We start from the raw sequence: 25,914 nt of genomic DNA, 5'->3' as shown, positions 1-25,914 counted from the left end.
CGGATCTGACCTGGCCCTTCACCGGGCATATCGGGCTTGACGCGGCATTTTGCCCAGTGCCACGCTTCGCGGATGCCGATCGTGCTGATGCGCCTGGTGCACCGGATCACCGGGCGGACGTGGCGCGCGCCCGCGCTCGTCCTCCTCACCGCCTTCGTCGCGGGCTGGCTGCTCATCGCGGTGTTCGAGGAACCGGGCGCCGACATCAAGAAGCCGCACGAGTACATCTGGTACTTCCTGGTCAGCGGCACGACCACCGGCTACGGCGATCTGTCCCCGGCCACGGTCGGCGGCCGGATCGGCGGTGTGCTCATCATGATCGCCGGGCTCACCGCGGGGCTGGTGATGTTCGCCGAGCTGACGCTCTGGATGGGGAAGGGACGCATGATGAGGGCCAACGGCCAGGCGCGGCTGCACCGGCGGCGGCACATCGTGATCGTCGGCTACGAGCGGGACGGGCTGGTCGCCATCATCCGGCAGCTGCGCGCCGACCCGCAGTTCGCGAAGACGCCGGTCGTGACCGTCTTCTGGCCCGGTGAGCTGGCGGGGGAGAACCCCGACCCGGAGCTGTACGACGTCGTCGCGTTCGACGCGACCGCCTTCGAGCGGGCGTGTCTGGAGCAGGCGCGGACGGTCCTGGTGGTCGGCCGCAGCGACGACGAGACGGTGCGGGTGATGCTGACCATCGAGGCCTACCTGCGGCGCAACGGAGACCCGGCCGTCCACCTGCTGGCGGGGGTGCGCGACGGCGGGCGGCGGGCCGAGATCACCGAGGCCCTCCGGCTGGTCGGCGAGAACATCGAGCCGGTCGACATCGACGATCCCGCGGTGACCGCGGTCGCGATCCGCAACCCCGGCATCGCCGCGATCTACCACAACCTGGCCAGCACGCTCGACAGCGACGGCACCCTCTACCGCGTGGACGTCCCCGAGGACGCCGGCGAGTGGCCCCGCCTCGACGTGGCGATCTCCCTGCTCCGCCGGGGGAGCACGCTCCTCGCGGTGGGCGACTCGCACCGCCCGGACGCCCGCTTCCGCCTGGCGCCCGCCCCCGGCGAGAGGATCCGCGGCGGCCAGTCGCTGGCGGTCGTCGCCACCCACCGCCCCGAGATCCCCTGGCACGAGCTGTAGGGCCGGGAGGGCGCCCCTCGCGCCCGCTGAGGGCGCCCTCCCGGCGACCGCGGACGCGCGGCCCGGGGCACAGGTCCAGGCCCCGGGGCCTCCCCGCACGCCGCGGAGTCATCACACGTGCTCCTCGTGGAAGCGTCCCCCCACCCCCCGCGGTCCGTTTCGCTCATGGGTGTTCTTTGTGGAGGGCGACCCCCCACACCCCCCGGTTCGCTTCGCTCAGGGGTGTTCTTTGTGGAGGGGCGACCCCCACACCCCCCGGTTCGCTTCGCTCATGCTGCTTGGCGCTGGTCGGCGTCGAGCAGGTGGTAGAGCAGCAGCAGCTGGGTGATGGCGAGCGGGTCGCTGGAGCCGGTGTCGCCGATGCGGCCGAGGGCGTCCGGATCGGGCAGGGCGGTACCGGCGCGGGGGCCGAGTCGCTCCCAGATGGCCTTCTTGACGACCCGCGACTCCTCGGGCGAGACGTATCCGTGGACGTGCAGCGCGTCCACGGGGCGGCCGTCGGTGTCGCGGTGGAGGCGCAGGTGCATGGCGGTCTCGGTGTCGCCGGGGCCGTTCTCCAGGACGTCGGCGAGCTCGGGGTGGTCGATGGTGGGGCGCAGCAGCAGCTCGGCCGACAGCGGGGTGCCGGGCGGGTCGAGGCGGCCGGCGACGGGCGCGAACCGGACGACGATGTCGGCGTGCTTGCGCTGCGGGCGGATGTAGGCGGCGCTCTCGGGCTCGCGGCGGGTGAGCTCCGCCATCACCTGCTCGGGGCTGTAGCCGCGCTTGTCGCAGTCGCGCCGGACCTTCCAGGAGTGGCGCAGCGGCTCGGGCGGGTCGAGGTAGACGGTGATGTCGAAGCAGGCCCGCGCCAGCCGGGTGTGCAGCGGGAGCAGCCCCTCGACGATCACGAAGTCGCGGGGCTCGACCAGTTCCGGCCGGACGAGCTCGCCGGTCGCGTGGTCGTAGACCGGTTTCAGGATCGGCTCGCCCATGGACAGCAGCTGGAGGTGCTGCTCCATGATGTCGATGTGGTTGCAGTCGGGGTGCAGCGCCGTGAACGGCTTCCCGGCCCGCTCGGCGCGGTCGTAGCGGTGGTAGTCGTCCACGCAGACCGCCGTCATCCGGTCCGCCCCCAGGCACCGCACAAGCCCCCTGGTCAGGGTGGTCTTGCCCGCCGCGCTGTCCCCCGCGATGGCGAGCATGACGGGGCGGCGGCCCGACCCGCGCGCCCGGAGCATATGCACGATCCGATGGGGCACTGACTCCTCCGTCCTGCGGAATTGGGTTTTCGCTGTGCAGCGTAGGCCGGTCCGTGCGGCGGCTCGTCCCCCAATCAGGGGAGAGCGGGGGTGAACCGCGGGAAAGCCCGTCCCGGTGGGGGCTACTGGTGAGTAGCTTCCGGTTGTTATCGTGCCGGGATGGGTGTCCCCGTACGCGTCGTCCTGGTCGACGACCACGAGATGATCCTCGCCGGGCTGACCGCGATGCTGGCCGGGTTCTCCGGCCGGGTGCGCGTCGTCGGGCAGGCGGGGACGGGGGACGAGGCGGCCCGGCTGGTCACCGCGCTGCGCCCCGACGTCGTCCTGCTGGACGTGCGGCTCGGTCCCGAGAGCGGCCTCGACCTGTGCCGCCTGATCACCGGGAGCGTCCCGGAGTCCCGGGTGGTGTTCCTGTCGGTCTACGACGACGAGCAGTACGTCTTCGAGGCGCTGCGCGCGGGGGCGGGCGGCTACCTGCTCAAGCGGGTCGACGGCCCGGAGCTGGTCCGGCGGCTGGAGGAGGTGGCGCAGGGCGAGACGGTCGTCGACCCGACGCTCGCCGGGCGGATGGCGGTGACCGCGGCGCGGCTCACCCGCGGCGAGTTCTGGCCGGGCGCCAACCGCGGCCTCACCCAGCGCGAGAGCGAGGTGCTGTCGCTGCTGGTGGGCGGCCTGTCGAACAAGGCGATCGCCGCGCGGCTCGTGCTCAGCGAGGAGACGGTCAAGAGCCACCTGCGGGCCCTGTACCGCAAGCTGGAGGTGGCCGACCGGTCGGCGGCGATCGCCGTCGCGCTCCGCGAGGGGCTGTTCCGGTGACCGGCGTGCGGCCGCTCGAACTGCTCGCCGGGCGCGGGAGCGACCTGCTGGTGCGCGTCGCGGGCGTGGCCTTCTCGGACCGCGAGCTGCCGCGGATGGCCGAGAAGCTGGCCGAGCTGGTCGTGCGGTCCGCGGGGGCGCTGACGTTCTGCGACGTGTACGTCCTGGACGACGAGGAGCGCGTGCTGGAGTGGCGGGGCGCACCCGTTCCGCTGGGGGAGGGCGAGGTCGGCCGGGTCGCGGCGCACGGCCGCGCCCGCCCGCACCCGGACGGGCGCGGCGCCGCGATCCCCGTGCACGGCGACGGGATCGTGATCGCCGTCGTGGACGTCCGGTCCGCCGGGCCGTGCCCGCCCGACGACGTCGCGCTCGTCACCGCGCTCGCCGGGCTGTTCGCGCCGGTGCTGTCGTCGTGCCGCCGGCTGCGGACGGCGCGCGAGCGCGAGCACGCGGCCGAGCGGTTCGCCGAGCGGGCCGTCGAGGCGCAGGAGGCGGAGCGGTCGCGGCTGAGCCGGGAGATCCACGACGGCATCGCCCAGCGGCTCGCCAGCCTCGGCTTCCACCTGTCGGCGGCCGAGCGGGCGCTGCCCGAGCACCATCCCGAGGGGCTGGCGCAGATCATGATGGCGCGGCGGCTGTGCGAGCTGGCCGCCGCCGAGACCCGCGCGGCCATCGGGGGGCTGCGCCCGCCCGTCCTGGACGATCTCGGCCTGTCGGCGGCGCTCGCCACCCTGGCCCGGGAGGCCGGGGACGGTTCCGGCGCGCCCGGCGCGCTCGACGTGACGGTGACCGTCGAGGGGGAGCTGGAGGAAGAGCTGCCCGACCACGTGCAGACCGCGCTGTACCGGATCGCGCAGGAGGCGGTCGGCAACAGCCTCCGGCACGCGTCGGCGAACCGCGTCGACCTGCTCCTGGAGCACTCCACCGACCGGGTCCGGCTGAAGGTGGCCGACGACGGGTCCGGCTTCTCGATGCGGGACGTCCTCGCGCGGGGCGGCCGTGGCCGCCGCCCCGACTCCTACGGGCTGCGCGGCATGCGGGAGCGCGCCGAGCTGCTCGGCGGGCGGGTCGCGGTGACGAGCCGGCCCGGCGTCGGCACGACCGTCGAGGCCGTCATCCCCATCCCCGGCCGCCGCCGCTGAACCTGCGGACCCTACCCGGACGGCGTGCTGAACCGCGCGGGAAGGCGCTCTGACCGGCGCTCAGCCCGCGTCGAGGACCCGGAAGGAGATCCCGGCCTTGACGAGCCGGTCGATCAGCGCGTCGCCCATCGCGGCGGCCGTCGTGACCTGCCCGGACGTCGCGGGCAGATCGTCGTGGGCGAGGCACAGCGCCGACTCGGCGAGCATCTTCGCCGTCTCGGTGTACCCGGGATCGCCGCCCGCGACCTCGGTCACGACGCGCCGGCCGCCGCCCTCCCCGACGAACTTCACGCTGAACCAGTTGCGGGCCCGCCGCTCCTCGGACGGCCCGTCGCCGGGCGCCCGGAGCCGCAGCAGGAGGCTGCGGGTCGGGGGGAGAGCGGCGAGGGCCAGCAGGGCGCCGGAGCCCGCCGCCATCCCCGCGGCGGTGGCGAGCCGCTTGACCGCGATGTAGGAGCCGTAGGAGAAGTCGGGCCCGTACCGGCCGAGGGCCGCGGCCGACCGGACCACGATCTGCGGGTCGATGGTGGGCAAGGGGAGCGTCCAGCCGCCCCCGACGCGGGCCTTCGGCGCCGGGCGCCGCGAGATCCGCACGGTGCGTTCGGCGGGACGGTCCTCCACCTTGCGGCGCTCGCGCTCGGCGCGCAGCATGCCGGCGGCGTCGCCGAAGATGCCGACGGCCGAGTGCAGGGTGCCGCCGGAAGCGTCCCCGCGCACCCGCAGGAACCCTTCGACGTGCAGGGGGACGCCCTCGGGGAGCTGCTTGACCGTGACGTAGGCGCCGAGGTCCTGCGGGATCGAGTCGAACCCGCAGGCGTGCACGATCCGGGCCCCGCTGCGCACGGCGGCGTCGTGGTACTTCACGTACATCCGGTCCACGAACGTGGGCTCGCCGGTGAGGTCGACGTAGTCCGTGCCCGTGCGCGCGCACGCCGCCACCAGGGGCTCGCCGTACTTGACGTAGGGGCCGACCGTCGTGATGACGACCCGCGCCGACTCCGCGATCGCCTCGATCGACGCCGCGTCGGTGGTGTCGGCGTGCAGCAGCGGCAGCTCGGCGCACGCCGGGTCCAGCTCCGCCAGCCGGTCGCGCACGGCCGCCAGCTTCGCCTGGTTGCGCCCCGCCAGCGCCCAGCGCGTGCCGGGACCGGCGTGCCGGGCGAGGTACTCGGCGGTGAGGGCGCCGGTGAAGCCGGTGGCGCCGAACAGGATGACGTCGTACGGGCGGTCGGCGGTCATGGAGGCCCCTTTCACGGTTCCGAACACGATTCTGTCGCGTTCGGTGCCGTTCATGCGCGCCGGCCGGCCGATGTGAGGGACCGCACTCGCGAGGGACCCGCACTCCTCTAGGGTTGCTCCGATGATGCGGATGGTGAGGGTGTGACCGGGCTCGCCGTGGCGATGGACGTCGTCGCCGCGGGCTTCCTCGTGAGCTTCGTGGTCCTGCTGGCGCGCCGGAGCGCCGCCCCGTCCGGCGAGGGCGGCCGGTCGGTCGCGATGATCCTGATCGCCGTCAGCCTGGGCCTGCTGTCGGTGTCGCTGTGGAGCCTGCCGTAGCCGCCATGGAACCCGCCGTGGCGGGCCGCCAGCCGGGCGCCTCCAGCAGGTGCCGGACGAACAGCAGCGTCGTCGCGGTCGGTGCCGCGCCCGCGACCGCGTGCCACGGCCGGTCCAGGGGCATCCCCGGCGCGTCGACCACCACGAGCCGCCCGGCGTCCAGCTCCGCGCCGACGGCGTCCCGCGAGACCAGCGCCACGCCGAGCCCCGCCGCCGCGCCCGCGATCACCGCGCCGTTGGAGCCGAGCACGAGCCGCGGCGGCGCCGCCTCCCGCTCGGCCAGATAGGCGTCCGCGCTCGCCCGCGTCCCCGACCCGGGCTCGCGCATCACCCACGGCGTGCGGGCCAGGGCGAACCCGGCCGCGAGATCGGGCGCGCCCACGACGACCAGCTCGTTCGGCCGCCTGGCCAGCACGGTCGCCGCGACGCCGGCGGGCGGGCGGCCCGCCAGCACGAGGTCGGCCTCGTGCGCGGCCAGGCTGCTCCACACCTGGCGGCGCGGCCCCACCTCCAGGGCGAGTTCCACGTCCGGCCAGCGCGCCCGGAACGAGGCCAGCAGCTCGGGGAGGATCTGGTCGGCGGCCGTCGTCACCGCCGCCAGCCGCAGCGGCCCGCGCCCCGGATCGGCCGCGCCGCGCGCCGCCGCACGCCCCTCCTCCAGCAGCCCGAGCACCTGCCGCGCGTACCTGGCGTAGACCGCGCCGGCGCCGGTCAGCCGAACGCCGCGCCCCTCCCGCCGGACGAGCGGGACGCCGAGCTCCCGGGTCAGCGCCGCGACCGCCGCCGACACCGCCGACTCGGTCACGTACAGGCGCCGGGCCGCCGCCCGCACGGACCCGGTGTCGGCGAGCGCGACGAGCGCCCGCAGCCGCGCCTCCGTCACGTCCCGCCTCCTCGTTCAAGCGAATGCTTGACGGTCACCGTAGAACACTTGATGGACATGGCAAGTGTCGGGAGGCGATTCTCGGACGCGTCACGGTTCCACGTGGCGGGACGCGGCGCTCCACCCCGATCCCCTGGGACATGCCGTCCTCCACCGGGGGCGGCGCGCCGCGTCCCGCCACATCCAGGCTTCGGCTGAAGGAGAGCGGCGATGAGCGCGGGCAGATGGTCGGCGGGCGTGATCCCCTACGCGGAGATGGGCTACTGGCGTCCGGACTACGAGCCGAAGGACAGCGACATCCTCGCCGCCTTCCGCATCACGCCCCAGCAGGGCGTGCCGCCGGAGGAGGCGGGCGCGGCCGTCGCGGGCGAGTCGTCCACCGCGACCTGGACGGTCGTGTGGACCGACCGGCTCACCTCCTACGAGAACTACCAGGGCAAGTGCTACAAGGTGGAGCCCGTCCCCGGGCAGGACAACCAGTTCATCGCCTACATCGCCTACGACCTCGACCTGTTCGAGGAGGGCTCGATCGCGAACCTGACGTCCTCCATCATCGGGAACGTCTTCGGGTTCAAGGCGCTGAAGGCCCTGCGCCTGGAGGACATGCGGATCCCGACCCACTACGTGAAGACGTTCCAGGGCCCGGCGCACGGCATCGTCATGGAACGCGAGTACCTCGGCAAGTTCGGCCGCCCCCTGCTGGGCGCGACCGTCAAGCCGAAGCTCGGCCTGTCGGCCCGCAACTACGGGCGCGTCGTCTACGAGGCCCTCCGCGGCGGCCTGGACTTCACCAAGGACGATGAGAACATCAACTCCCAGCCGTTCATGCGCTGGCGCGACCGCTTCCTGTACTGCATGGAGGGCGTGAACCGGGCGCAGGCCGCGACGGGCGAGGTCAAGGGCCACTACCTCAACGTCACCGCCGCGACGATGGAGGACATGTACGAGCGCGCCGAGTTCGCCAAGGAGCTCGGCAGCGTCATCGTGATGATCGACCTCACCATCGGCTACACGGCGATCCAGTCGATGGCCAACTGGGCGCGCAGGAACGGCGTCATCCTGCACCTGCACCGCGCGGGCCACTCCACGTACACGCGGCAGAAGACCCACGGCGTGAACTTCCGCGTCATCGCCAAGTGGATGCGTCTCGCCGGCGTCGACCACATCCACGCCGGGACGGTCGTCGGCAAGCTCGAAGGCGACCCGAACAGCGTCCGCGGCTACTACGACACCCTGCGCCTCGACCGCGTGGAGGCCGACCCGGTGAAGGGCCTGTACTTCGACCAGGAATGGGCGTCGATGCCGGGCACGATGCCCGTCGCGTCCGGCGGCATCCACGCCGGGCAGATGCACCAGCTCCTGCACTACCTGGGCGAGGACTCGATCCTGCAGTTCGGCGGCGGGACGATCGGCCACCCGATGGGCATCGCCGCCGGCGCCGCCGCCAACCGCGTCGCGCTGGAGGCGATGATCAAGGCGCGCAACGAGGGCCGCGACTACCTCGCCGAGGGCCCCGACATCCTGCGCGGCGCCGCCAAGCACAGCCGCGAGCTGGACGTCGCCCTGTCCACCTGGGGCGACATCACCTTCACCTACGAGTCCACCGACACCCCCGACGCCGCCCCGACCCCCGTGAGCGTGTGACATGCGGATCACCCAAGGCACCTTCTCCCACCTCCCCGACCTCACCGACGAGGACATCGCCAAGCAGATCGCCTACGCCCTGGACAAGGGCTGGCCCTGCTCGGTCGAGTTCACCGACGACCCCCACCCGCGCAACTCCTACTGGGAGATGTGGGGCCTGCCGATGTTCGACCTCACCGACCCGGCCGGCGTCCTGTACGAGGTCAACGAGTGCCGCAAGGCCTACCCGGGCCACTACGTCCGGCTGAACGCCTACGACGCCCGCTACGGGCGGCAGACGACGGCGCTGTCGTTCATCGTCCAGCGCCCGGCGGAGGAGCCCGGCTTCCGGCTCGACCGCACGGAGTCCGCCGACCGGCGCGTCCGCTACACGATGCACCCCTATGCCCTCGACCGTCCCGAGGGGGATCGTTACGGGGCGGACCGTTGAGCGAACGCCCCGGCTTCGGGATGCGGCAGAACGGCTCCCCGGTGGTGGACGCTCCAGAGCCCACGACAGGGGAGCCGCTCCCCGCCGACGCCCGCGTCGACCTCGCCAAGGAACGCGCCGACTCCCAGGTCGACACCGTCCTTTCCGCCCTGGACGCCGAACTCGTCGGCCTCGCCCCGGTGAAGACCCGCATCCGGGAGATCGCCGCGCTGCTGCTCGTCGACCGCGTCCGGGCCCGGTTCGGCATCGAGTCTGGACGTCCCAACCTGCACATGTGCTTCACCGGCAGCCCCGGGACGGGCAAGACGTCCGTGGCCGTCCGGCTCGCCGAGCTCCTGCACCGCCTCGGCTACGTCCGCCGCGGCCACCTGGTCTCCGTCACCCGCGACGACCTCGTGGGCCAGTACGTCGGCCACACCGCGCCCAAGACCAAGGAGGTCCTGAAGCGCGCCATGGGCGGCGTCCTGTTCATCGACGAGGCGTACTACCTGTACCGGGCCGAGAACGAGCGCGACTACGGGCAGGAGGCCATCGAGATCCTCCTCCAGGTCATGGAGAACCAGCGCGACGACCTGGTGGTCGTCCTCGCCGGCTACAAGGACCGCATGGACTCCTTCTTCGCGTCCAACCCCGGCATGAGCTCCCGCATCGCCCACCACATCGACTTCCCCGACTACGATCCCGGCGAGCTGGAGGCCATCGGCCGCCTGATGATGGACCGGGAGGGCTACACCCTCGCCCCCGAGACCGAGCCGGTCTTCCGCGACTACCTGACCCGCCGCCGCGCCCAGCCCCGCTTCGCCAACGCCCGCTCCGTCCGCAACGCGATAGAACGCGCCCGCCTGCGCCACGCCAACCGCCTCCTGGCCCACCCGGCCGAGGTGGACCGCGAGGCCCTGACGACCCTGACCCCCGAAGACTTCCTGACCAGCCGAGTCTTCAAGTAGCCCCCGACACGACGGCCACCCCCACCTGAGCCGTCGCCCGGGACAACCTCAGCCCCCGCAGCAACCACGCGACGACCTTGTGGTCGCGATCGCGTCCGAAGGCGGTTTCGAGCGAAGCAAGAAACTGATCGCGAAGCGAGCCGCAAGGCGAGCCGGAGCGATGCAGCGATCGCCCGCAGTGCTCTCCTCCTTCGGGCCCTGGGGGCCCGAAGGAGGAGAGCACTGCAATAGGCACAGATACTCTTGGGTTGAGGACAGTAGAGGTGGGGGAGAAGTTGCTTAACCCAGAGGATCTGTACGAGCTCGACTCCGACCTGCCGGAGATGACGGGTCCGGTGATGCTGCACAGCCTGGACGGCTTCGTGGACGCGGGGACCACCGGGCAGCTCGTGCGGGAGCATCTCCTGGAGGCGCTGGAGCACCGGGTCATCGCCCGCTTCGACGTCGACTCCCTGATCGACTACCGGGCGCGCCGCCCGCCGATGACGTTCGACCGCGACCACTGGGCCACCTACGAGGCGCCCGAGCTGGTCGTCCGGTTGCTGCACGACGAGGCCGGCAGCCCGTTCCTGATGCTGTCCGGCCCGGAGCCGGACCGGCTGTGGGAGGGCTTCACCGCGTCCGTGCTGCATCTGGTGGAGCGGCTCGGCGTCGGGCTGGTCGTCGGTTTCCACGGCATCCCGATGGGCGTCCCGCACACCCGCCCGGTCGGCACCACCTCGCACGCGACCCGGCCCGAGCTGATCACCCGCAACTCCTGGTTCGACAAGGTGCAGGTGCCGGGCAGCGCCGCGGGGCTGCTGGAGCTGCGGCTCGGCGAGGGCGGCCACGACGCCGTCGGGTTCGCGGTGCACGTCCCGCACTACCTGGCGCAGTCGGCCTATCCGGCCGCGGCGGTCGCCGCGATGGAGGCCGTCATCTCCGCGACGGGGCTGGTGCTGCCGGTCGACCGGCTGCGGGAGGCGGCCGCCGCCACCGACGCCGACATCGCCGAGCAGGTGGACGGCAACGACGAGGTCGAGAAGGTCGTGCGGGCCCTGGAGCAGCAGTACGACGCGTTCGCGGGCGCCGCCGAGCGCGACAACCTCCTCGCCGAGTCGCAGGACATGCCGACCGCCGACGAGCTCGGCGCGCAGTTCGAGCGGTTCCTCGCCGAGCAGGAGGGCCCCGACTCGCCCGGGTAGACATATCCCGTCCGCCGCTGGGTACGCGAGCCCCCGAGGGAGGTCTCGCATGGGCCAGAAGGTGAACGAAGTGATGACGCCCGCGCCCGTGGCGGTGTCCCCGGACACGAACCTGGTCGAGGTCGGGGACCTCATGCGCCGGCACGGCATCGGCGACGTCCTGGTGGTCCACGAGGGGCGGCTGCGCGGCCTGGTCACCGACCGCGACATCGTCGTCCGCGCCGTGGCCGAGCACAGGGACATGTCCCGCACGACCGTCGCCGACATCTGCAGTACCAACCTGATCACGATCGCGCCGGGCGCGGACGCCGGGGAGGCCGTGCGGCTGATGCGGGCGCACACCGTCCGCCGGCTCCCGGTCGTGGACGGCGACCGCCCGATCGGCATGGTGTCCATCGGCGACCTCGCCGTCCAGCGCGACGAGCGCTCGGCCCTCGCCGACATCAGCGCGGAGCCGCCCAACACATGATCACGTTGAGGCTGCCGGACGCCGAGCTGGCGGGCGACCTGGATATACCGGACGGCGCGCGGGGCGTCGTCCTTTTCGCGCACGGCAGCGGCAGCTCACGGCACAGCCCCCGCAACCGCGCGGTCGCCGACGGCCTGAACGCCGCCGGGATCGGGACGCTCCTCATCGACCTGCTCACCGGCGCCGAGGAGGAGGCCGACCGGGCCACCGCGGCCCTCCGCTTCGACATCGAATTGCTCACGCGCCGCCTCGTCGGCGCGATCGACGGCCTCACCGAAGGGCTCGAATCCGCCCCGCACACGGCGGGTCTGCCCATCGGCCTGTTCGGGGCGAGCACCGGCGCGGCCGCCGCGCTCGGCGCCGCCGCCGCCCGCCCCCGGATCGCCGCGGTCGTCTCGCGCGGCGGGCGTCCGGACCTGGCGGGCCCGTCCCTCGCCCGGGTGCGGGCCCCCGTCCTGCTGATCGTCGGCGGGCGCGACACCGAGGTGCTGGAGCTGAACGAGCGGGCGCACCGGAGCCTCGCCGCGTCCGAGGTGCACGTGCTCTCCGGCGCGGGCCACCTGTTCGAGGAGCCCGGCGCGCTGGAAGAGGTCACCGCGCAGGCCGCCGACTGGTTCGACCGGCACCTGTGATGCACGACGTCATCGTGGTGGGCGCGGGCCCCGCGGGCTCGGCGGCCGCGAACCACCTCGCCCGCTCCGGCCTGGACGTCCTGATGCTGGAGAAGGCATCCTTCCCGCGCGAGAAGGTCTGCGGGGACGGGCTGACGCCCCGGGCCGTCCAGGAGCTGAAGGCCCTCGGCGTCGACCTCACCGGCCCCGGCTGGTTCCCGAACAAGGGCGTCCGCCTCATCGGCGCCGACCACCGCGTGGAGCTCCCCTGGCCGGACGGCCCGGGCCTCACCCGGACGCGGGCCGACCTCGACGAGATCCTCGCCCGCCAGGCCGTCCGCGCCGGCGCGACCCTGCGGGAGGACACCAGGGTCACCGCGCCGCTGACGGCGAACGGGCGGGTCAGCGGCGTCCGGACGTCCGGCGGGACCCACGAAGCGCGCCTGGTCGTCGCCGCGGACGGGGCCTCGTCCCGCCTGTCGGTCGCGCTCGGGCTGCGTCCGGCCCGGAACCGCCCCCTCGGCATCGCGGGCCGCCGCTACTTCCGCAGCCCCCGCCACGACGACGAGTACCTCGAAATCTGGCTCGATCTGGCGCCCGCCGGGTACGGGTGGGTCTTCGGCATGGGCGACGGCACCTGCAACGTCGGCGTGGCTCTGCTGCGCACCGAGCACCCCGACTACCACCGCCTGTGCTCCCGCTGGCTCGCCTCGCTGCCGGCCTCATGGGGCTTCACCGAGCACAACGCCGTCGGCCCGCTCCGCGGCGCGGCCCTGCCGATGGGGTTCGGCCGCCGGCCCCACTACCTGCCGGGCGTCCTCCTGGCCGGGGACTCCGGCGGCATGGTCAACCCGTCCAGTGGGGAGGGGATCGGCTACGCGCTGGAGGCGGGCCGCCTCGCCGCCGAGGTGATCACGCTGGCGTCCCGCTCCCCGTTCCCCGAACGCGTCCTGCGGACGTACCCGGACGCGGTCAGGCGCGCCAACGGCCGCCCCTTCACCCTCGGCCGCGCCCTCACCCGCGCCCTCGACGACCCCCGCGCCATGCGCCTCGCGACCCGCCACGGCCTTGCCCACCCGGCCCTGATGCGGTTCGTGCTCCGGCTCCTCGACGGGCTGCCCCCGCCGGCCTCGCCCACCGCGTCCGACCGGCTCGCCGCCGCGCTCACCCGTCTCACCCCGGCATCCTGACCATGCGGCCACGAACAAGCACTGTCCGGGCAGAGCAAAGAACAACGACATTCTGCGACGCTGGACACCGGGAGGGCAGCACATGAGCAAGGCGTACGACATCGTCGAGGCCCACTACGCGGCCTCGGAACGCGGCGACCTGGCCGGCATGGTCGAGAAGTTCGCCGACACCATCGCGTGGACCGAGATGGCCGGTTTCCCCTACGCGGGCACCTACGTCGGAACGGACGCCATCAAGGCCGGGGTGTTCGGCCGGCTCGGCGCGGACTGGAAGGGCTTCCGCGCCGACCCCGACGAGCTGGTCGACGGCGGCGACGGGACCGTCGTCGCGATCGGCCACTACACGGGCACCTACCGCGCGACCGGCAAGGGAATGCGCGTCCGGTTCGTCCACGTGTGGCAGGTGCGGGACGGGCTGATCACCGGCTTCGAGCAGTTCACCGACACCCACCTCTTCCGCGAGGCCATGGCGTGAGCGGCCCCGTCCGGGACCGGCGCGACCCGGCCCGGACGGGGCACCGGCGGCAGAAGCCCGATCCACCTGCCCTTTGATCCCGCCGCTTCGCGATCGCCCCCACGAACCAGGTACGCTTTCCCGGCAACGCGGGCGCGTAGCTCAGGGGTAGAGCACTCGCCTTACAAGCGAGTGGCCGCAGGTTCGAAACCTGCCGCGCCCACCAGCCAGAAGACCCCGTTTCCAAGATCGGAAACGGGGTCGCGTGCCATTAGCCCACGATCGCGAGCGCTCCGGCCGCCCCATCGTCGTCGTCGGGGTTGTTGATCTTGTCGTCCATCGCTCGGGCGATAGCCCGGTTACCGCCCGCCGTCCGGTGCTGGTAGATCAGTGCGGCCCGCACGCTGTCATGCCCCATCCGCTCCATGAGGTCGCGGAGCGTCGCGCCGGACTCAGCCGCGAACGTGTTTCCGGTGTGCCGGAGGTCGTGAAAGTGCAGGTGAGGAACGCCCAGCTTGGCCACCGTCTCACCCCACTTGGACGCCCGCCGGAAGTTCGCCCGCCGCAGGACGCCGCCGCGCTTGCCGGTGAAGATCATCGCTTCGGGCTCCGGACCGGTGAGGTTGCCGAGATGCCGCCGTAGGTCCGGGATGATCGCCTGGGGGAGTGCCACCGTCCGCAGACCCGCCCGCGACTTGGGCGGCCCGATGACCAGCTCACCCGTGTCCAACTCGACTTGCGCTTGCCGGACGGTGACCGTCCCGGCGTTGAGGTCGAGGTCTATCCGACGCAGCGCGACGACTTCACCCCACCGCAGACTTGCGAACGTGGCGAGGAGGACCAGGGCGCGGAGGTGGTCCGGCATCATCTCGGCCAGCTTGAAGACCTGGGCGACGGTGAGGACCGGCCGCTCGTCCGGCTTCTCTTCGCCGGCACCTTTGATTCGGCACGGATTGCGAGCGATGATCATGTCATCGGTCGCCGTCATGAGCACGGCCCGCAGCAGCCGATACGCCTTCGCCACCTCCGACGCACCCACGCCAGCATCGATCAGAGCGGCCCGCCACTCACGAACGGTCGCTGTGTCGATCTTGCCGAGTGGCAGATTGCCGAGATACGGAGCGATGTGACGGCGGAGAAGGCCCGCGTAGATCTCGACCGTGCGCGCACGGAGTTCCGGCCGCTCTTGATCCACTTGGCCGCGTACTCGGAGAGCTTGACCTTCGCACGTTGCGGGTCCGTCCAATCGCCCGTGACTAGCTTCGCTTCCAGGAGCGAGAGCTGCCGTTCCGCCTCACGCTTGGTGGGATACGTCGTTCCGGCCGAGCGCATCTTGCCGTCCGGGCCCAGGTACCTGACTTGGAAGCGCCCCGAGGGCAGTTCGCGGATGCTGCCGAACCGGCGCTTGCCCTGTCTGTTCGCCATCAGGCGGCCTCTCTGCTCTGAGTTGCCGGAAGTTCGGGGGTGTCGTTCTGTGTCGCGGCGTCGAGCTGGCGGCGCCGTTGGATGCGTTCGTTGATCAGATGCAGAAGCCGCGCTTCGGTGGGCTTGACGTCGGGATCGGCGGGACCGGCGCGTTCCCAGACGTGGACGGCGTTCGGGTCAGCCGGGTTGGAGACCGGGATGCCCGCTTCGGCGAGCCGCGCCAGGACCCACGCCTTACGGTCGGCCTTGTGATCGGCCAGGGTTTTGCCCGACCACTTGCGGGAGACCAGGACGCGACGTCCGCCGTAGCCGAGGTGTTCGCGGCGGTGGGCTTTGCCCTTGCAGAAACCTGGGGCCATACCTTCGCGTGGGTTCTTGGGTTGGATGCCGTAGCGCAGCCAGTTCGCGCAGGTGGGCGAGCACGGCTCATAGCGGAGCGCTTCGGCCATCCGGTCGACATGCTCACGCTGCGCCGACGTCTCGGCGGTGTGGCACTCGGCCACGCCCTTGACGAGGTATTTGGTGAGGTAGCCGATCAGCTTGCGGGACTGGGGAGAGTCGGGCATGACGCCTTGTGCGTCGATCTGCCGCCCGAACTTCACCACGTGCAAGGGTTCGGCATCGTCGTCCAGGCCGAGCGCGTCCAGCGCGTCATCCCAGGTCGGAAGGACTTCCCCGGTTACGGGATCGAGGTAGCCGCCTCCGTTCTCGCCCGCTACGTCGTCCCAGACCGGCAGGTGATCCCCCTCGAAGACCACGCGGTCGGTGGAAGGCCACCACACTTGGTGATAGGTGGCAGCGACCACCTGCCGCAGTTCCGCGCGCGAGATCGTACCGCGGATGGCAATGTGCAGGTGGGGCGCGTGACGGCGTTGCGGTTCGACGGTGGCGAAGTACTGGACGTCGTAGCCGACGAACCGGCGAAGGTTCTGCACGAACCGGTCCACCAGCTTGGAGAAGTGGAGCGCGTCCCGAGCCGCCCGCGTGTAGTCGTAGCCGTTCGGGTCGACGGGTGTTCCGTCCGAGCGCACCCGCCCGTAGGAGTCCAGCGTGAGCGTCAGGAAGATCGACGGCCGGAAGCTCTTGCCGTCCTTGCCCTGGTAGACCTTGCCCACGGTGCGGGAGTCGACCGGACGCCGAGGAAGGTCCGGAGCGTCCTGCCGCCGCCGCGTGGAACGAGCCCGCCGGCCCCTGGTCTCATCCGCCGACTTGAGGGCACCACGAACCCCCGTGCGTTCGAGCTCATTGTCGAGGTCACGCACCAACCGCTGGCAGAACCGCGAAGAACCCGGCCCCGGACAGGGCACGCTCTATTGGCACATCCTCGTAGGCAACCACCCCGCAGCCCGCGACCTCGCCCACACCGCACAGAAGCGACTCGCAGACTTCCATGGCCTCCACATGACGCCACCCGAGTGGCTCCACATCACCACACTCGTAGCCGGCTCCACCGACGAGATCACCACCGAGCAGCAACAGGACATGCTCGCCGCCGCCTCAGAACTCCTCGCCGAAATCCCGCCTGTCGACGTAACTCTCGGCCGAATTTTCTACCACCCCGAGGCGATCGCCTCTGAGGTCCAGCCCGCAGGCCATTTGAGGCAGGTCCGCAAAGCCGTCCAGACGGCCACACTAAAAGTGACCAATCGCGAAGGCCACACCGAGGGCCCCGCCCAGTGGACCCCACACATGACACTCGCCTACAGCGAGACTGAGCAACCCGCTGAACCACTCATCACCGCACTCGGCCGAGAACTCCCAACCAGCGAGTTCACAATCAACGCCGTGACCCTCGTCGTACAACAAGGCTCCGAACGCCTCTGGGACTGGCGCCCTGTAGGGCAAGCCCCTTTCCTCGGTAGCCGCTAAGGAGCATTTCTGAACCGAGAGAACCGCCAACACGCCCGGGTTTGCGAGGAGCAGAAGTGACGGGACTCGACCGCCGCAAAGTCCTCTACTCCATTGTATGCGCAGCAGGACCCGCCGCCGACGTCGAAAAGCTCGTCACGCTGGCTCGCTACCGCAACTGAGACCTTTAAAAAATAGCGACGCCATCGGCCCTGGATTTCGTCGACGCTGAGACCTTTGAAGCCAAACCGGCCGCCCCGTCCGCAGCCAATACTGCAAGCCAGGCTAACCCCGCTCATTCAAGGCAAGAGGCCATCATCGCGGTCCCCGCCACTAAAACCCCATCAACAGATGGGCGAACGGCATAGCCGACATCTGCGCCCTAGGCCTCCTCGCGGAAGCCCCCCGCTCTTGGCATCACCGCAGTCGTCCTGCCATTCTTCGACACCGCAGTGGCAGGTCGCACCGCCTCACGTATCGCAACTCTTCGTGAAGAAGCAGTACGATTCCCACTCGGTCCCAAGGAACTTGAGCCACATGAACCGGGCACAGGCGAAACCCGCATGGAATGCCTATCCATGGGGCCAAGCCCTTGAACAGGCTGAGCGTCTGATGAAAATCCGATCGACTCGATCTTGGTCTCCTGCGTAGATGTTAGTCGCATCATGTCAGAGGTGCCCTATTCGGACTTCCTCCAATCATCCCAGGCTTCGCGCAGCACACTATCTCTGTTATCTGCGGAATGTCGAAGATGTTCGCTCTTAAAGCGAAGGGCGATATCTCGCTGGTCGGCATCTGCAAGATCGACCAAATTGGAGCGAACCAGCCAATCGGTGACTTGTGCTCCTTTTTCCGCGTCCTCTTCTGACAATGACATTGCGATCACAGTTGCAGATGCCAGGGGGCTACCGAACTTCTTTGTATCAGTCATGGAAAGAAGGTCTACTGTTGTAGCTGGATCGAGCGCCACCCAGTGATCGTTATCATTGTTTAGGCCATGAAAAACTCGGTCCCATGTCACTAGGATGGGGTAGTCGGGCGAAGACTTCATTGTTTCTTGAAGATGCGCAATTATGTTGGCGTCATGGCGTGCAAGAATATTTGCCCGTTGGCGTCCGAGAGATTTCGCGGCTATGGAGAACTCTCCCTCTGCAGCGACCCGGGCAATCTGATCAGGACGGTCTGAAAAGCAGATTTCAACGCCGTATCTCGCAAACAGGTGTCTGAGCTTAATCATAAGCTGATTCCGTGCTGTGCGACTATCTTGTCCAAGCAGTTCAGATGTCGCCCCCAATCCGGCGAGATACTTCAGAAAGGTTCGAGGATGTCCGGCCTTTCTGAGAGTCACATAGTGTGCAACGTAAGCATTGGTCGACATCCTAAGATCGTCATCATAGTCCACCACTGCGGGATACTGCCGAGAAGCTTGGATAAGATGAAATGCAGCTTCTTCAAGATAGTCTTGAGGTAGACTGAGTTGAAGGCCAGTTTCGGAAACGAGAGAATGAAGAATCTTTGCACTGGCAAAGAAACGCGTAGTTCCGGCACCATAGTACAGATTCAAAAGCATTGGTATCGCGACATTGGAATCCAGGATTAGATTAGGATTGGTCCGATGTCCTCCAAAGGCCGCAGAGAGTTCAGTTACGGTCAAAGAACTCAAAAAGCCAAATACTTCACTCGCGGCAAGTGCCTTCCCTGCCTGTGAAGAAGTTGTCATATTCATGAGATCTGATATCAGCGCTCGCCGCCCATTGTCGTCCATGGCGCCTAGACTATGCAGCATACTGTCGAGCTCTGCGATCCTTTTGCGCAGATGATGCTTCAACGAGCTGGCGTCCTTAGTGCCGAAGGCGCCTTTAGCGCTAGTTCCGACTCCCGTAGCGGTTGCTCCTAGGAAACGGACCACTTCGTCAACCTCGGCATCAGATATATTGGGCAACTCTCTACGCAAAACTGTCATGATCTTTTCGATCAAGAGAGTCCATTCGCGTTCGTTAAGGGCGCGACTGGTTTCTACGTGATCGCGTGAAATTTGTGAAAGTTTCAGACCATCCTCGCTGGCGAGGATACTGCCATCTTGAAGCAAACGATCAATGGTCGATGCAAAGGCGGATGATTTCTGTGAAGACCCGAATGTCTCTTGTGCAATTCCTCGGGACAAAGTGTTCACGGACCGACTTGTAGACGTATTTTCGTTTTCGCTAAGATATGCAAGTGTGATGCTATCGAGGATGCGTTCACGAAAGTCCCGAATGTCATCACTGAAGAACAGGTAGCTAAAGAGTGCCTGATTTACAAAGGAGCTTTCCTTGGAAGAATATCCAATCTCCTCATTGTGGTGTATTCCTCCAATTTTGAGAAGTTCACTAGTGCGACCTTCTGTAAAAAAGGCGCTAGCTAGCGATTGTCCATCCACCCTTTCGATGGCTACACCGGTTTCCTCTTTCAGTTTATCCTTTGTCTTCTCAAATTCCAACTCAGGCAGGCGGCGACTTGATATATAAATAAAGGATTCGATTTCATAATTTTCTATTGCCTTTCGCAAGTCTTCCGATATCTTGGCCTTCCATTTCTTCTCAACCGAGACTTGAATGGCAATCTTAGACTTTGCGTTTATTGCGTTGAGAACGCGAACATCGGTTCCGCCATCACTCCATCCGTCACTCAACTCTGGATTCTGGAAGCCGCGCATACGTAGATACAGGATCGCCGCGTCTTGAAGTTGTGCGGGGTTAAAAGTCTCAACTAGGCGGACCAGGTTCTCAATATGCATGATCGGCTCATTTCGTCGCAAGAGCTACTCGGGTACTCACCCTACTCTCTCGTGCTTAAGGAGTGAAGGTGAACGAGAAACCCTTGGACTCTCATTTGATCGTTTGCATCATCCATTGCCGAATCGGGCTGTTTGGGATCAAGGGGCGGCGGCGCTTGGGCCGCTGCGCGGCCCCGCGCCTGGCCGCCCGGAGCGTGCGGCGTGGGCGCCGGTCACCGGACGGCCGCGCCGACCCGCGCATCGTGTCGCCGCCGCTCCGTCCGCCAGCTGCCGGCGGTCACCGGGGCGCGCCGCCGCCAATCCTCAGGTTCACGTGGCCGAGGTCTTCAATGCCTCCGGCGGGGAACTCCGGCTCCGGGAAGTAGGGGGCGTGTCCGTGGCGGTCGCCGAGGGTCGGGGTGTGGGCCTGAGCTTCCCGTCTGCCGTCGTCCCGATCGGAGATCTACCAGACCAGGGCCAGGGGGTGAAGGTCGTTCGTCCGGTGGGGCGCTCCACCTTCACCCCCTGGCCCCTGGCCCGGCGGCGCGAAGCGCGGGACGACGGCAGACGGGAAGCTCAGGCGGGGGAGCCGTGTGCGTGCCACGCGGGAGGGCGGCCCGTGCCACTTGCGTGCCAGACGGGAGCGCGGGAGTTGTGCGGCGTGGCAGCTCAGGACCTTGATCAGCCTGCGTGATCTTGCCGCGCGTCCGTGCCATTAGCGTGCCATTAGGTCTGTGGACAGAGAGCGTGCGCCTTCCCGGACGGGTGGCGGAGGCCCAGGTGAGCGCAGTCCGGTTGGTGATCACGGCTCCTTACAAGCGAGTGGCCGCAGGTTCGAAACCTGCCGCGCCCACCAGCCAGAAGACCCCGTTTCCAAGATCGGAAACGGGGTCGCGTGCCATTAGCCCACGATCGCGAGCGCTCCGGCCGCCCCATCGTCGTCGGGGTTGTTGATCTTGTCGTCCATCGCTCGGGCGATAGCCCGGTTACCGCCCGCCGTCAGTGCTGGTAGATCAGCGCTTCGGGTTCGGGGCCAGTGAGGTTGCCGAGATGCCGGCGCAGGTCCGGGATGATCGCCTGGGGGAGTGCCATCGTCCGGAGCCCCGCCCGCGACTTGGGTGGTCCGATGACCAGCTCACCGGTGTCCAACTCCACCTGCGTTTGCCGGACGGTGACCGTCCCGGCGTTGACGTCAAGGGGCGGCGGCGCTTGGGCCGCTGGCACGGCCCTCCGCCTGGCCGCCTGGAGCGTGCGGCGTGGGCGCCGGTCACCGGGCGGCCGCGCCGGACCGCGCATCGCGGCGCTTTCGCCGGTCCTGCCCCAACCGGCCGCCACAGGGGCGCGCCACCGCCGTAACGTATGACCATGCCCACCACCCCAGAGGCGCGCATGGCGCACTGGAAGCGCTGCATCGCCGAACGGCCCAAGTGGCCCTTCCACACGCCGAGCCGATGCACCGATCCACAAAGCATCGCGGCTCTGCACGACCACCTCGCACAGGAACACGGTGTTGCTCCGCACTACCTCACCGGCTGGTACCCCGAGATCAACACCTGGGAGCAACTTCTTCAGCGTCATGAAGACGAGCACCGTTCTTGCGGGCTGGACTCCCACTCCCACGCAAGCATCCCGGACGTGAGCTGGCTTTAGCCTTCGCCGGTGGCTGGACGAACAAGGCTCAGGGTGCGTTGCGACAGGAGGCTCCGCCGGTGCTGGGACGTTCCAAGCTGGGCTGGAAGGGTGCGGGGCTCCCCCGACCCCGAGCTGCCGGGGATGGCGCCGGCCGGAACCCGTCAAGGGCGCCCTTCGGGCGTCACTACGTGATGGCTTCGCCACCTTGGACAGAACCCGTCCGCCGCTAAGTGCAGGTCCCGTCGGGGCCGAGGGGAGGAAGATGGGGAAAGCACAGCGGCTTCGCCGCACGCCTACGGCCGCTACGGGGAGCGTTGTCCGACGGGTGCAGGCAGGTGCGGGGCGCCCAGGGGCGGGCGTGCCATTGGGGAGCGTGGTCCGTGGGTCGTGGCAGGTCGCGAGCGTGATCATGCTGGGAGATCGAGCGTCGCGCGCGTGCCATACGCGTGCCATTAGGTTGCGCCGGGTGGCGAAGACGGGCCGTCCGGGGGCGTGTTCCGGCGCAGGTCACAGCCAGTGACCGGGTGATCACGAGTCATTGCAAGCGAGTGCCCGCAGGATGGCCATGTTCGTGCGCGGTGCCGGTGCCTCGCCGGTGCTTGTTCAGGGCTGGGGGCGCTGATCATGGGCGGATTGAGCGTAACGGGCGGGGCCGGCGCCGCGCGCTCCCCCAGGCACACGATCGAGGCCGCGATCAGCTGCCACGCCAGTGCCGGCTCTGATCCGTTTGCTGCGCCATGGGGCGTATTCGAGGGGGATACCGGCGCAGATCTTGCGTCCCAAGATTCACGTTGGACTGTCATCCGTAGTTCCGGTCAGGCCGGAGCTACCCGCTACTTTGCGGGTCACGTGATGAGAAGGTGAGACTGAAATGCGTGGTGAAAGCAGCATCCCCACCCACGTTGGCGGCTCTTCCGTGGTCTTCGACCGTCCTGACGGCGAGTACATCGAAGATGCCGACCAGCCCAACGCCGGCGACGGCGCCGGCGAAGACACAGAGACGATCATCGGGCTGCTCGGCGAGGCGCAGCGTCTCATCGACGGCCAGTAACTCCCGATGCCGTGTCCTTCGCAGGGGCGCGGAGAATCGGCTGATCTACATGGCACCGAGCCGGTCAGCCGATGAACCACTTGTTGGCCCCCCGCATCGTGCGGGGGCCAGCTTTCTCCTTTGGCCTTCCAACCGGGCGGCAGCGGTGACCACGATGAGGGAGTCGTGCATCGCGCGCCCCGTTCAGCCGGACGCCCCGGGCAGGCGCTCGGTCACCAGGGCGCCAGGCTCGTCGCCGTCCGGCGGCATGAGGCTGATCCCCTCCAGGTGGTCGGCGCGGCACTCTCGGTTGCCATCACCGCGCACCTCCACCACCACGGTCAGCAGGCGGGCAGCCTCGGGGAACGCCGTCCTCAGCGTCCTTGCCGACATTCTCGGCCAGCCCGGCCATGACGCGCTTAGCGCGGTCGTAGTAGAAGTCGGCGCCTACTCGATGAGAAGCAGCCTCGGGCTTTACCGGGGTGGCAGCGAAGTGTTCCGTTGACATGAGAAAGTGCCTCTGCGCTGGGAGGGGCGGGCTTGTTCAGAGTCCAGTCCGCGCCAGTTCGAGGTACTTCTGCCGGCCGTTCGGGCTGCGGAGCAGCGCGCCGACCAGGTCCACGTCGGCGGCCGGGACCTCGCCGACGTGGACCTGGCCGGCGCCGGCGTCCACCTGGTCGCTCGCCCCGGAGCCCTAGGTCACCACTTGCTGGACCAGTAGATGGCGTCCATGGCCACGCGGACGGGCGGCGCGCCGTTCCGGATGTGCTTCCAGTCGGCGTCGTTGAAGCTGTAGTTCAGCCGGTAGTGGCCGGAGACCTTGGTGCGCAGGTCGCTGTGCCGGAGGCCGGCGATCCCGGCGTAGCGCACCCGGTGCTGGGCTCCGATGAGCGCGGGCGCGGCGCTGGAGGAGTTGACCGCCTCGTCCCTGTCGGTGGCGAGCAGCGTCCAGTCGGTGCCGCCGTCGGCCTGGGGCAGCTGCGTGCCGAGCCAGTTCATGAACGAGTTCGTCCCGTTCATCTCCCGGCACTGCTTGTCCGACGCGCAGAGCGTCGGCACGATGGCGCCCTTGTGCGGCGTGCCGAGCGTGACCACGTCCTGGATCAGCAGCTTGGGCGGCCAGCCCGGCTCGTGGCGCGCGTAGCCGGCGATCGCGGCGCGGGCGACCAGGCCGCCCATGGAGTGCGCGACGATGTCGACGGTCTGGCCCTTGGACGAGTAGTTCCGGTAGATGTTCTGCGCCAATTTCTTGCCGAGGTACTTGATGGAGGTGTCGGTCGACCCCTCGGCGATCCGCACACAGTTCTTTGGATAGTCGGTCGAGTAGTAGCCGACCCGGTGGAATCTGCCTTTCCAGCCCCAGCCTTGCATCGCGTTCACCGCGTCGGTCCACTTGCTGGCGCATCCGGTGTCGGTGACCTTCTGCCGGTACCCCTTGATGAGGTAGACGGGCGTGTTCGCCGAGTCTCCGCTGACGCGGGTGGCACCGGCTGCGATCTGCGCGGCGGTCAGGCCGTCGGCCGCCTGGGCGGCCTTGGTGCCCCCGGCGCTCAGCTTGGTCTCCTGAGTGGACGTCGCGGCGCATGCCACCAGCCCCAGGCCGGTCGTCATCGCGAGGCCGGCGGCGGCGAAGGCAGCCTTTCTCCGAACGGTGATCGCCATGATTTATCTCCCCTTCGGTGACGTGGGGGAGAAGTTACTCGGGGAGAACCATTTGCGGGCAGGGCTGTAAGGCCTCAATGCGCCGGGGAGATTTTGGGGCCCTAGGGCTCTGGTGGGGTGGAGGGAGCCCGGTACCACCGGGACCCCTACGGCATGGAACAGAGATGGCCGAAGTAAACGCCGACGGAAAAGTCCTCCGGGTATTCGCTGGTGCTGATCACCTTGGCTGAGCTTGGTTTACGAGCGAGTGGGTATCGCGCGAGAACACCGGGCCCGGCGGCAGCGGCTGGCTCGGGCGCGGCGTTCGCATCCTGCTGGCGGTTCGCCTAGAGGATCTCTTTGATGATGGCGTTGCCCGCGGTGGCGGCGCGGGCGTAGAAGTCGCGGACGGTGTCGAATGCCTTTCCGAGGACGCCGTGTTCCACCATGTCCTGTGCTTCGCCGCTTTGCAGCCGTCCCCAGCCCTCGAAGGAGTAGGGCTGGGCCTCCTTCAGAGATGCGTGACGCTGACGGATGAGGGCGTCGCGGTCCAGGCCGCGTAGGAAACCGTCGACCGCGCGTACCTGGTCGGGACGCAGAAGGCGTGGGACGTGTAAGAGGGATCCCTCCCCGGTTTCGTTCATGACGAGGCCGCCCATCACCACATCGCAGGCGGGTGGGTCTCCGGAGACGCGCTCGTAGTCCTCGTTCGGGTGGCCGGTCAGCAGGACGTGCAGGGCATCCCAGGCCCGGTGCGTATCCATCTCCTCCAGTTTGCAGAGGGAGCCGGATGGGTCGTATCCGAGCTCGATCGGCAGGTCGTCCCAGATGTCCCGCAGCCGCCTGAGGCCCGCGTGCAAGCCATGCGGATGATCGAGCAGGGCGGCGACCTCGGCGCCGTCGTACCTGGTCAGCCACATCCAGTAACCCATGACCCTCCGGCCTCTGCTCGCCGTCCGCGCTGGTCAGTTTCACACGCCGGGCGACCGGAGGTCCGAGTCACGCCAGGATGACATGCATGCCGCCCTTGGCCACGACGTCGAGGGCCTCGGCGAGCCGGTGTGGGCGAAGGCGCCCTCCGAGGCAGGGGCGGACGTGCGGTGCGTCAGGTGTCCTCGCCGTAGTGGGCGGCTATGTCCTTGGGGCTGGGCCAGCGGCTGTAGGTGGGGGATTGGGGCCAGCCTTCGGGGACGTCCTGCCACTCCTCCTGGCGGCCGTAGGGAAGCAGGTCGATCAGGGGGAAGGTGTGGCTCAGCTGCTCGGTGCCTCGGCCGGTGGTGTGCCAGGTGCGGTAGACGGTGTCGCCGTCGCGTAGGAAGACGTTGACCGCGAAGCCGCCGCCGGGAGGGGCGTCCACGTCGGCGCCGAAGGAGCTGTCCGCGGTGGAGTACCAGGTCATCTTGTTGCCGACCCGCTTGCTGTAGGCCAGGGCCTGGTCGATCGGGCCCTGGGTGACGATGACGAACCTGGCGTCGTAGGCGTCCAGGAACTCCAGCCGTGTGAACTGGGACGTGAAGCCCGTGCAGCCCGGGCACTGCCACTCCTCGCCGGGGAACCACATGTGGTTGTAGACGATCAGCTGGGACCGGCCGTCGAAGACCTCGGCCAGGCTTACCGGGCCCTCCTCGCCTTCCAGGGTGTAGTCGGGCATCCGGACCATCGGCAGCCGGCGGCGCTGGGCGGCGATCGCGTCGAGTTCGCGGGTCGCCGCCTTCTCGCGTGCGCGCAGCTCGTCGAGGTGGCGCTGCCAGGTCTCGGTGTCCACGACGGGCGGTAGTGCCATGGCTCCTCCAGGGTTCGCAGGGTCTTCACATGTGGACTCCGCCCGGTCGCCGAACTCATCGCACGGAGGCCATGGTTCGCCCCCGCGGACCATGGCCTCCG

At 69.0% G+C, this 25,914-nt stretch carries 27 protein-coding genes, 1 tRNA gene and 1 pseudogene; 16 read left to right on the top strand and 13 right to left on the bottom strand.

Annotated elements, in window-relative coordinates; translation table 11 throughout:
* Positions 1-72 precede the first annotated feature (72 nt).
* The gene (locus tag CHC11_RS22635) at positions 73-1,131 is read left to right on the top strand and encodes a potassium channel family protein (RefSeq protein ID WP_089313752.1); all 1,059 of its coding nucleotides are present in this window, start codon (positions 73-75) and stop codon (positions 1,129-1,131) included.
* Positions 1,132-1,400: 269 nt separating this feature from the next.
* Here CHC11_RS22635 and CHC11_RS22630 read toward each other — a convergent pair whose 3' ends face one another.
* Positions 1,401-2,351 carry a phosphoribulokinase gene (locus tag CHC11_RS22630; protein ID WP_089313751.1) on the bottom strand — a complete coding sequence of 317 codons (951 nt, stop codon included), beginning with the start codon at positions 2,349-2,351 and terminating at the stop codon, positions 1,401-1,403.
* Positions 2,352-2,531: 180 nt separating this feature from the next.
* Between CHC11_RS22630 and CHC11_RS22625 the strand changes: the two genes are divergently transcribed.
* Entirely contained in the window at positions 2,532-3,188 is a 657-nt protein-coding gene (locus tag CHC11_RS22625) for a response regulator (RefSeq protein WP_089313750.1), read from the top strand.
* Positions 3,185-4,330 (top strand): GAF domain-containing sensor histidine kinase, encoded by a 1,146-nt coding sequence (locus tag CHC11_RS22620; protein WP_245919598.1) that lies wholly within the window; start codon positions 3,185-3,187, stop codon positions 4,328-4,330. Before CHC11_RS22625 ends, CHC11_RS22620 begins: the two co-directional genes overlap by 4 nt.
* 60 nt (positions 4,331-4,390) lie before the next feature.
* Here the strand turns inward: CHC11_RS22620 and CHC11_RS22615 are convergent, their stop codons facing one another.
* Positions 4,391-5,569: a saccharopine dehydrogenase family protein gene (locus tag CHC11_RS22615; protein ID WP_089313854.1), complete on the bottom strand. Its 1,179-nt coding sequence runs from the start codon at positions 5,567-5,569 to the stop codon at positions 4,391-4,393.
* A gap of 141 nt (positions 5,570-5,710) precedes the next feature.
* Between CHC11_RS22615 and CHC11_RS41525 the strand changes: the two genes are divergently transcribed.
* On the top strand, positions 5,711-5,887 hold the full coding sequence (locus tag CHC11_RS41525) for a hypothetical protein (RefSeq protein WP_179278949.1): 177 nt from the start codon (positions 5,711-5,713) through the stop codon (positions 5,885-5,887).
* Here CHC11_RS41525 and CHC11_RS22610 read toward each other — a convergent pair.
* Positions 5,844-6,770, bottom strand: coding sequence for a LysR substrate-binding domain-containing protein (locus tag CHC11_RS22610; RefSeq protein ID WP_089313749.1), 927 nt, complete (start codon positions 6,768-6,770; stop codon positions 5,844-5,846). The two genes, CHC11_RS41525 and CHC11_RS22610, sit on opposite strands and share 44 nt — an antisense overlap.
* Positions 6,771-6,980: 210 nt before the next feature.
* Here CHC11_RS22610 and CHC11_RS22605 point away from each other — a divergent pair, with 210 nt between their 5' ends.
* From CHC11_RS22605 to CHC11_RS22565, 9 genes are all read left to right on the top strand, one after another.
* Positions 6,981-8,414 (top strand): form I ribulose bisphosphate carboxylase large subunit, encoded by a 1,434-nt coding sequence (locus tag CHC11_RS22605; protein WP_089313748.1) that lies wholly within the window; start codon positions 6,981-6,983, stop codon positions 8,412-8,414.
* A 1-nt stretch (position 8,415) separates the two neighbouring features.
* Entirely contained in the window at positions 8,416-8,844 is a 429-nt protein-coding gene (locus tag CHC11_RS22600) for a ribulose bisphosphate carboxylase small subunit (protein ID WP_089313747.1), read from the top strand.
* The gene (gene cbbX, locus CHC11_RS22595) at positions 8,841-9,791 is read left to right on the top strand and encodes a CbbX protein (protein ID WP_245919596.1); all 951 of its coding nucleotides are present in this window, start codon (positions 8,841-8,843) and stop codon (positions 9,789-9,791) included. Before CHC11_RS22600 ends, cbbX begins: the two co-directional genes overlap by 4 nt.
* Before the next feature lie 275 nt (positions 9,792-10,066).
* On the top strand, positions 10,067-10,975 hold the full coding sequence (locus tag CHC11_RS22590) for a PAC2 family protein (RefSeq protein WP_089313853.1): 909 nt from the start codon (positions 10,067-10,069) through the stop codon (positions 10,973-10,975).
* 49 nt (positions 10,976-11,024) lie between these two features.
* Positions 11,025-11,444 (top strand): CBS domain-containing protein, encoded by a 420-nt coding sequence (locus CHC11_RS22585; protein ID WP_089313745.1) that lies wholly within the window; start codon positions 11,025-11,027, stop codon positions 11,442-11,444.
* Entirely contained in the window at positions 11,441-12,076 is a 636-nt protein-coding gene (locus CHC11_RS22580; RefSeq protein WP_089313744.1) for a dienelactone hydrolase family protein, read from the top strand. Before CHC11_RS22585 ends, CHC11_RS22580 begins: the two co-directional genes overlap by 4 nt.
* Positions 12,076-13,245 (top strand): geranylgeranyl reductase family protein, encoded by a 1,170-nt coding sequence (locus CHC11_RS22575; protein ID WP_089313743.1) that lies wholly within the window; start codon positions 12,076-12,078, stop codon positions 13,243-13,245. The genes CHC11_RS22580 and CHC11_RS22575 overlap by 1 nt, the downstream gene beginning before the upstream one ends.
* 82 nt (positions 13,246-13,327) lie before the next feature.
* On the top strand, positions 13,328-13,720 hold the full coding sequence (locus CHC11_RS22570; RefSeq protein WP_089313742.1) for a nuclear transport factor 2 family protein: 393 nt from the start codon (positions 13,328-13,330) through the stop codon (positions 13,718-13,720).
* A 130-nt stretch (positions 13,721-13,850) separates the two neighbouring features.
* Positions 13,851-13,925: transfer RNA gene (locus tag CHC11_RS22565), tRNA-Val, on the top strand.
* A 45-nt stretch (positions 13,926-13,970) separates the two neighbouring features.
* On the opposite strand, the gene CHC11_RS22560 is transcribed toward CHC11_RS22565, so the two are convergent.
* The 3 genes and pseudogenes from CHC11_RS22560 to CHC11_RS22555 form a co-directional block, all read right to left on the bottom strand.
* Positions 13,971-14,894, bottom strand: a complete 924-nt coding sequence (locus CHC11_RS22560; protein WP_218826198.1) for a site-specific integrase — start codon at positions 14,892-14,894, stop codon at positions 13,971-13,973.
* Positions 14,895-15,022: 128 nt separating this feature from the next.
* Positions 15,023-15,124: pseudogene (locus CHC11_RS44055) on the bottom strand (hypothetical protein); the annotation flags it as partial.
* Positions 15,124-16,386, bottom strand: coding sequence for a replication initiator (locus CHC11_RS22555; protein ID WP_342750003.1), 1,263 nt, complete (start codon positions 16,384-16,386; stop codon positions 15,124-15,126). The gene CHC11_RS22555 and the pseudogene CHC11_RS44055, both read right to left, overlap by 1 nt.
* Here CHC11_RS22555 and CHC11_RS22550 point away from each other — a divergent pair.
* On the top strand, positions 16,295-16,993 hold the full coding sequence (locus tag CHC11_RS22550) for a 2'-5' RNA ligase family protein (RefSeq protein ID WP_342750002.1): 699 nt from the start codon (positions 16,295-16,297) through the stop codon (positions 16,991-16,993). The genes CHC11_RS22555 and CHC11_RS22550 overlap by 92 nt on opposite strands.
* 658 nt (positions 16,994-17,651) lie before the next feature.
* On the opposite strand, the gene CHC11_RS40475 is transcribed toward CHC11_RS22550, so the two are convergent.
* Together CHC11_RS40475 and CHC11_RS22545 are read right to left on the bottom strand one after the other, a co-directional pair.
* Positions 17,652-19,748, bottom strand: coding sequence for a restriction endonuclease (locus CHC11_RS40475; protein WP_143227200.1), 2,097 nt, complete (start codon positions 19,746-19,748; stop codon positions 17,652-17,654).
* 978 nt (positions 19,749-20,726) lie between these two features.
* Positions 20,727-20,951 carry a hypothetical protein gene (locus CHC11_RS22545; RefSeq protein WP_089313740.1) on the bottom strand — a complete coding sequence of 75 codons (225 nt, stop codon included), beginning with the start codon at positions 20,949-20,951 and terminating at the stop codon, positions 20,727-20,729.
* A 141-nt stretch (positions 20,952-21,092) separates the two neighbouring features.
* On the opposite strand from CHC11_RS22545, the gene CHC11_RS40470 reads away from it, so the two are divergent.
* Both CHC11_RS40470 and CHC11_RS40465 read left to right on the top strand, forming a co-directional pair.
* On the top strand, positions 21,093-21,377 hold the full coding sequence (locus CHC11_RS40470; RefSeq protein ID WP_143227199.1) for a hypothetical protein: 285 nt from the start codon (positions 21,093-21,095) through the stop codon (positions 21,375-21,377).
* An 853-nt stretch (positions 21,378-22,230) separates the two neighbouring features.
* Positions 22,231-22,410 (top strand): hypothetical protein, encoded by a 180-nt coding sequence (locus CHC11_RS40465; protein WP_143227198.1) that lies wholly within the window; start codon positions 22,231-22,233, stop codon positions 22,408-22,410.
* Between the two features lie 183 nt (positions 22,411-22,593).
* Here the strand turns inward: CHC11_RS40465 and CHC11_RS22540 are convergent, their stop codons facing one another.
* The 5 genes from CHC11_RS22540 to CHC11_RS22525 form a co-directional block, all read right to left on the bottom strand.
* Positions 22,594-22,782, bottom strand: coding sequence for a hypothetical protein (locus CHC11_RS22540; protein WP_089313739.1), 189 nt, complete (start codon positions 22,780-22,782; stop codon positions 22,594-22,596).
* A 151-nt stretch (positions 22,783-22,933) separates the two neighbouring features.
* Positions 22,934-23,062 (bottom strand): hypothetical protein, encoded by a 129-nt coding sequence (locus CHC11_RS43515; protein WP_281258360.1) that lies wholly within the window; start codon positions 23,060-23,062, stop codon positions 22,934-22,936.
* A gap of 26 nt (positions 23,063-23,088) precedes the next feature.
* Positions 23,089-24,051: an esterase/lipase family protein gene (locus CHC11_RS22535; protein WP_089313738.1), complete on the bottom strand. Its 963-nt coding sequence runs from the start codon at positions 24,049-24,051 to the stop codon at positions 23,089-23,091.
* A 326-nt stretch (positions 24,052-24,377) separates the two neighbouring features.
* On the bottom strand, positions 24,378-24,950 hold the full coding sequence (locus CHC11_RS22530) for a DUF1877 family protein (protein WP_179278947.1): 573 nt from the start codon (positions 24,948-24,950) through the stop codon (positions 24,378-24,380).
* A 185-nt stretch (positions 24,951-25,135) separates the two neighbouring features.
* Positions 25,136-25,813 carry a DUF899 domain-containing protein gene (locus CHC11_RS22525; RefSeq protein WP_089313736.1) on the bottom strand — a complete coding sequence of 226 codons (678 nt, stop codon included), beginning with the start codon at positions 25,811-25,813 and terminating at the stop codon, positions 25,136-25,138.
* Between the last annotated feature and the right edge of the window lie 101 nt (positions 25,814-25,914).

Source organism: Actinomadura mexicana, assembly GCF_900188105.1.
Taxonomy (GTDB): domain Bacteria; phylum Actinomycetota; class Actinomycetes; order Streptosporangiales; family Streptosporangiaceae; genus Spirillospora; species Spirillospora mexicana.
Note: the sequence above shows the minus strand (reverse complement) of the source record. Positions and strands in the feature narration are given on the sequence as shown.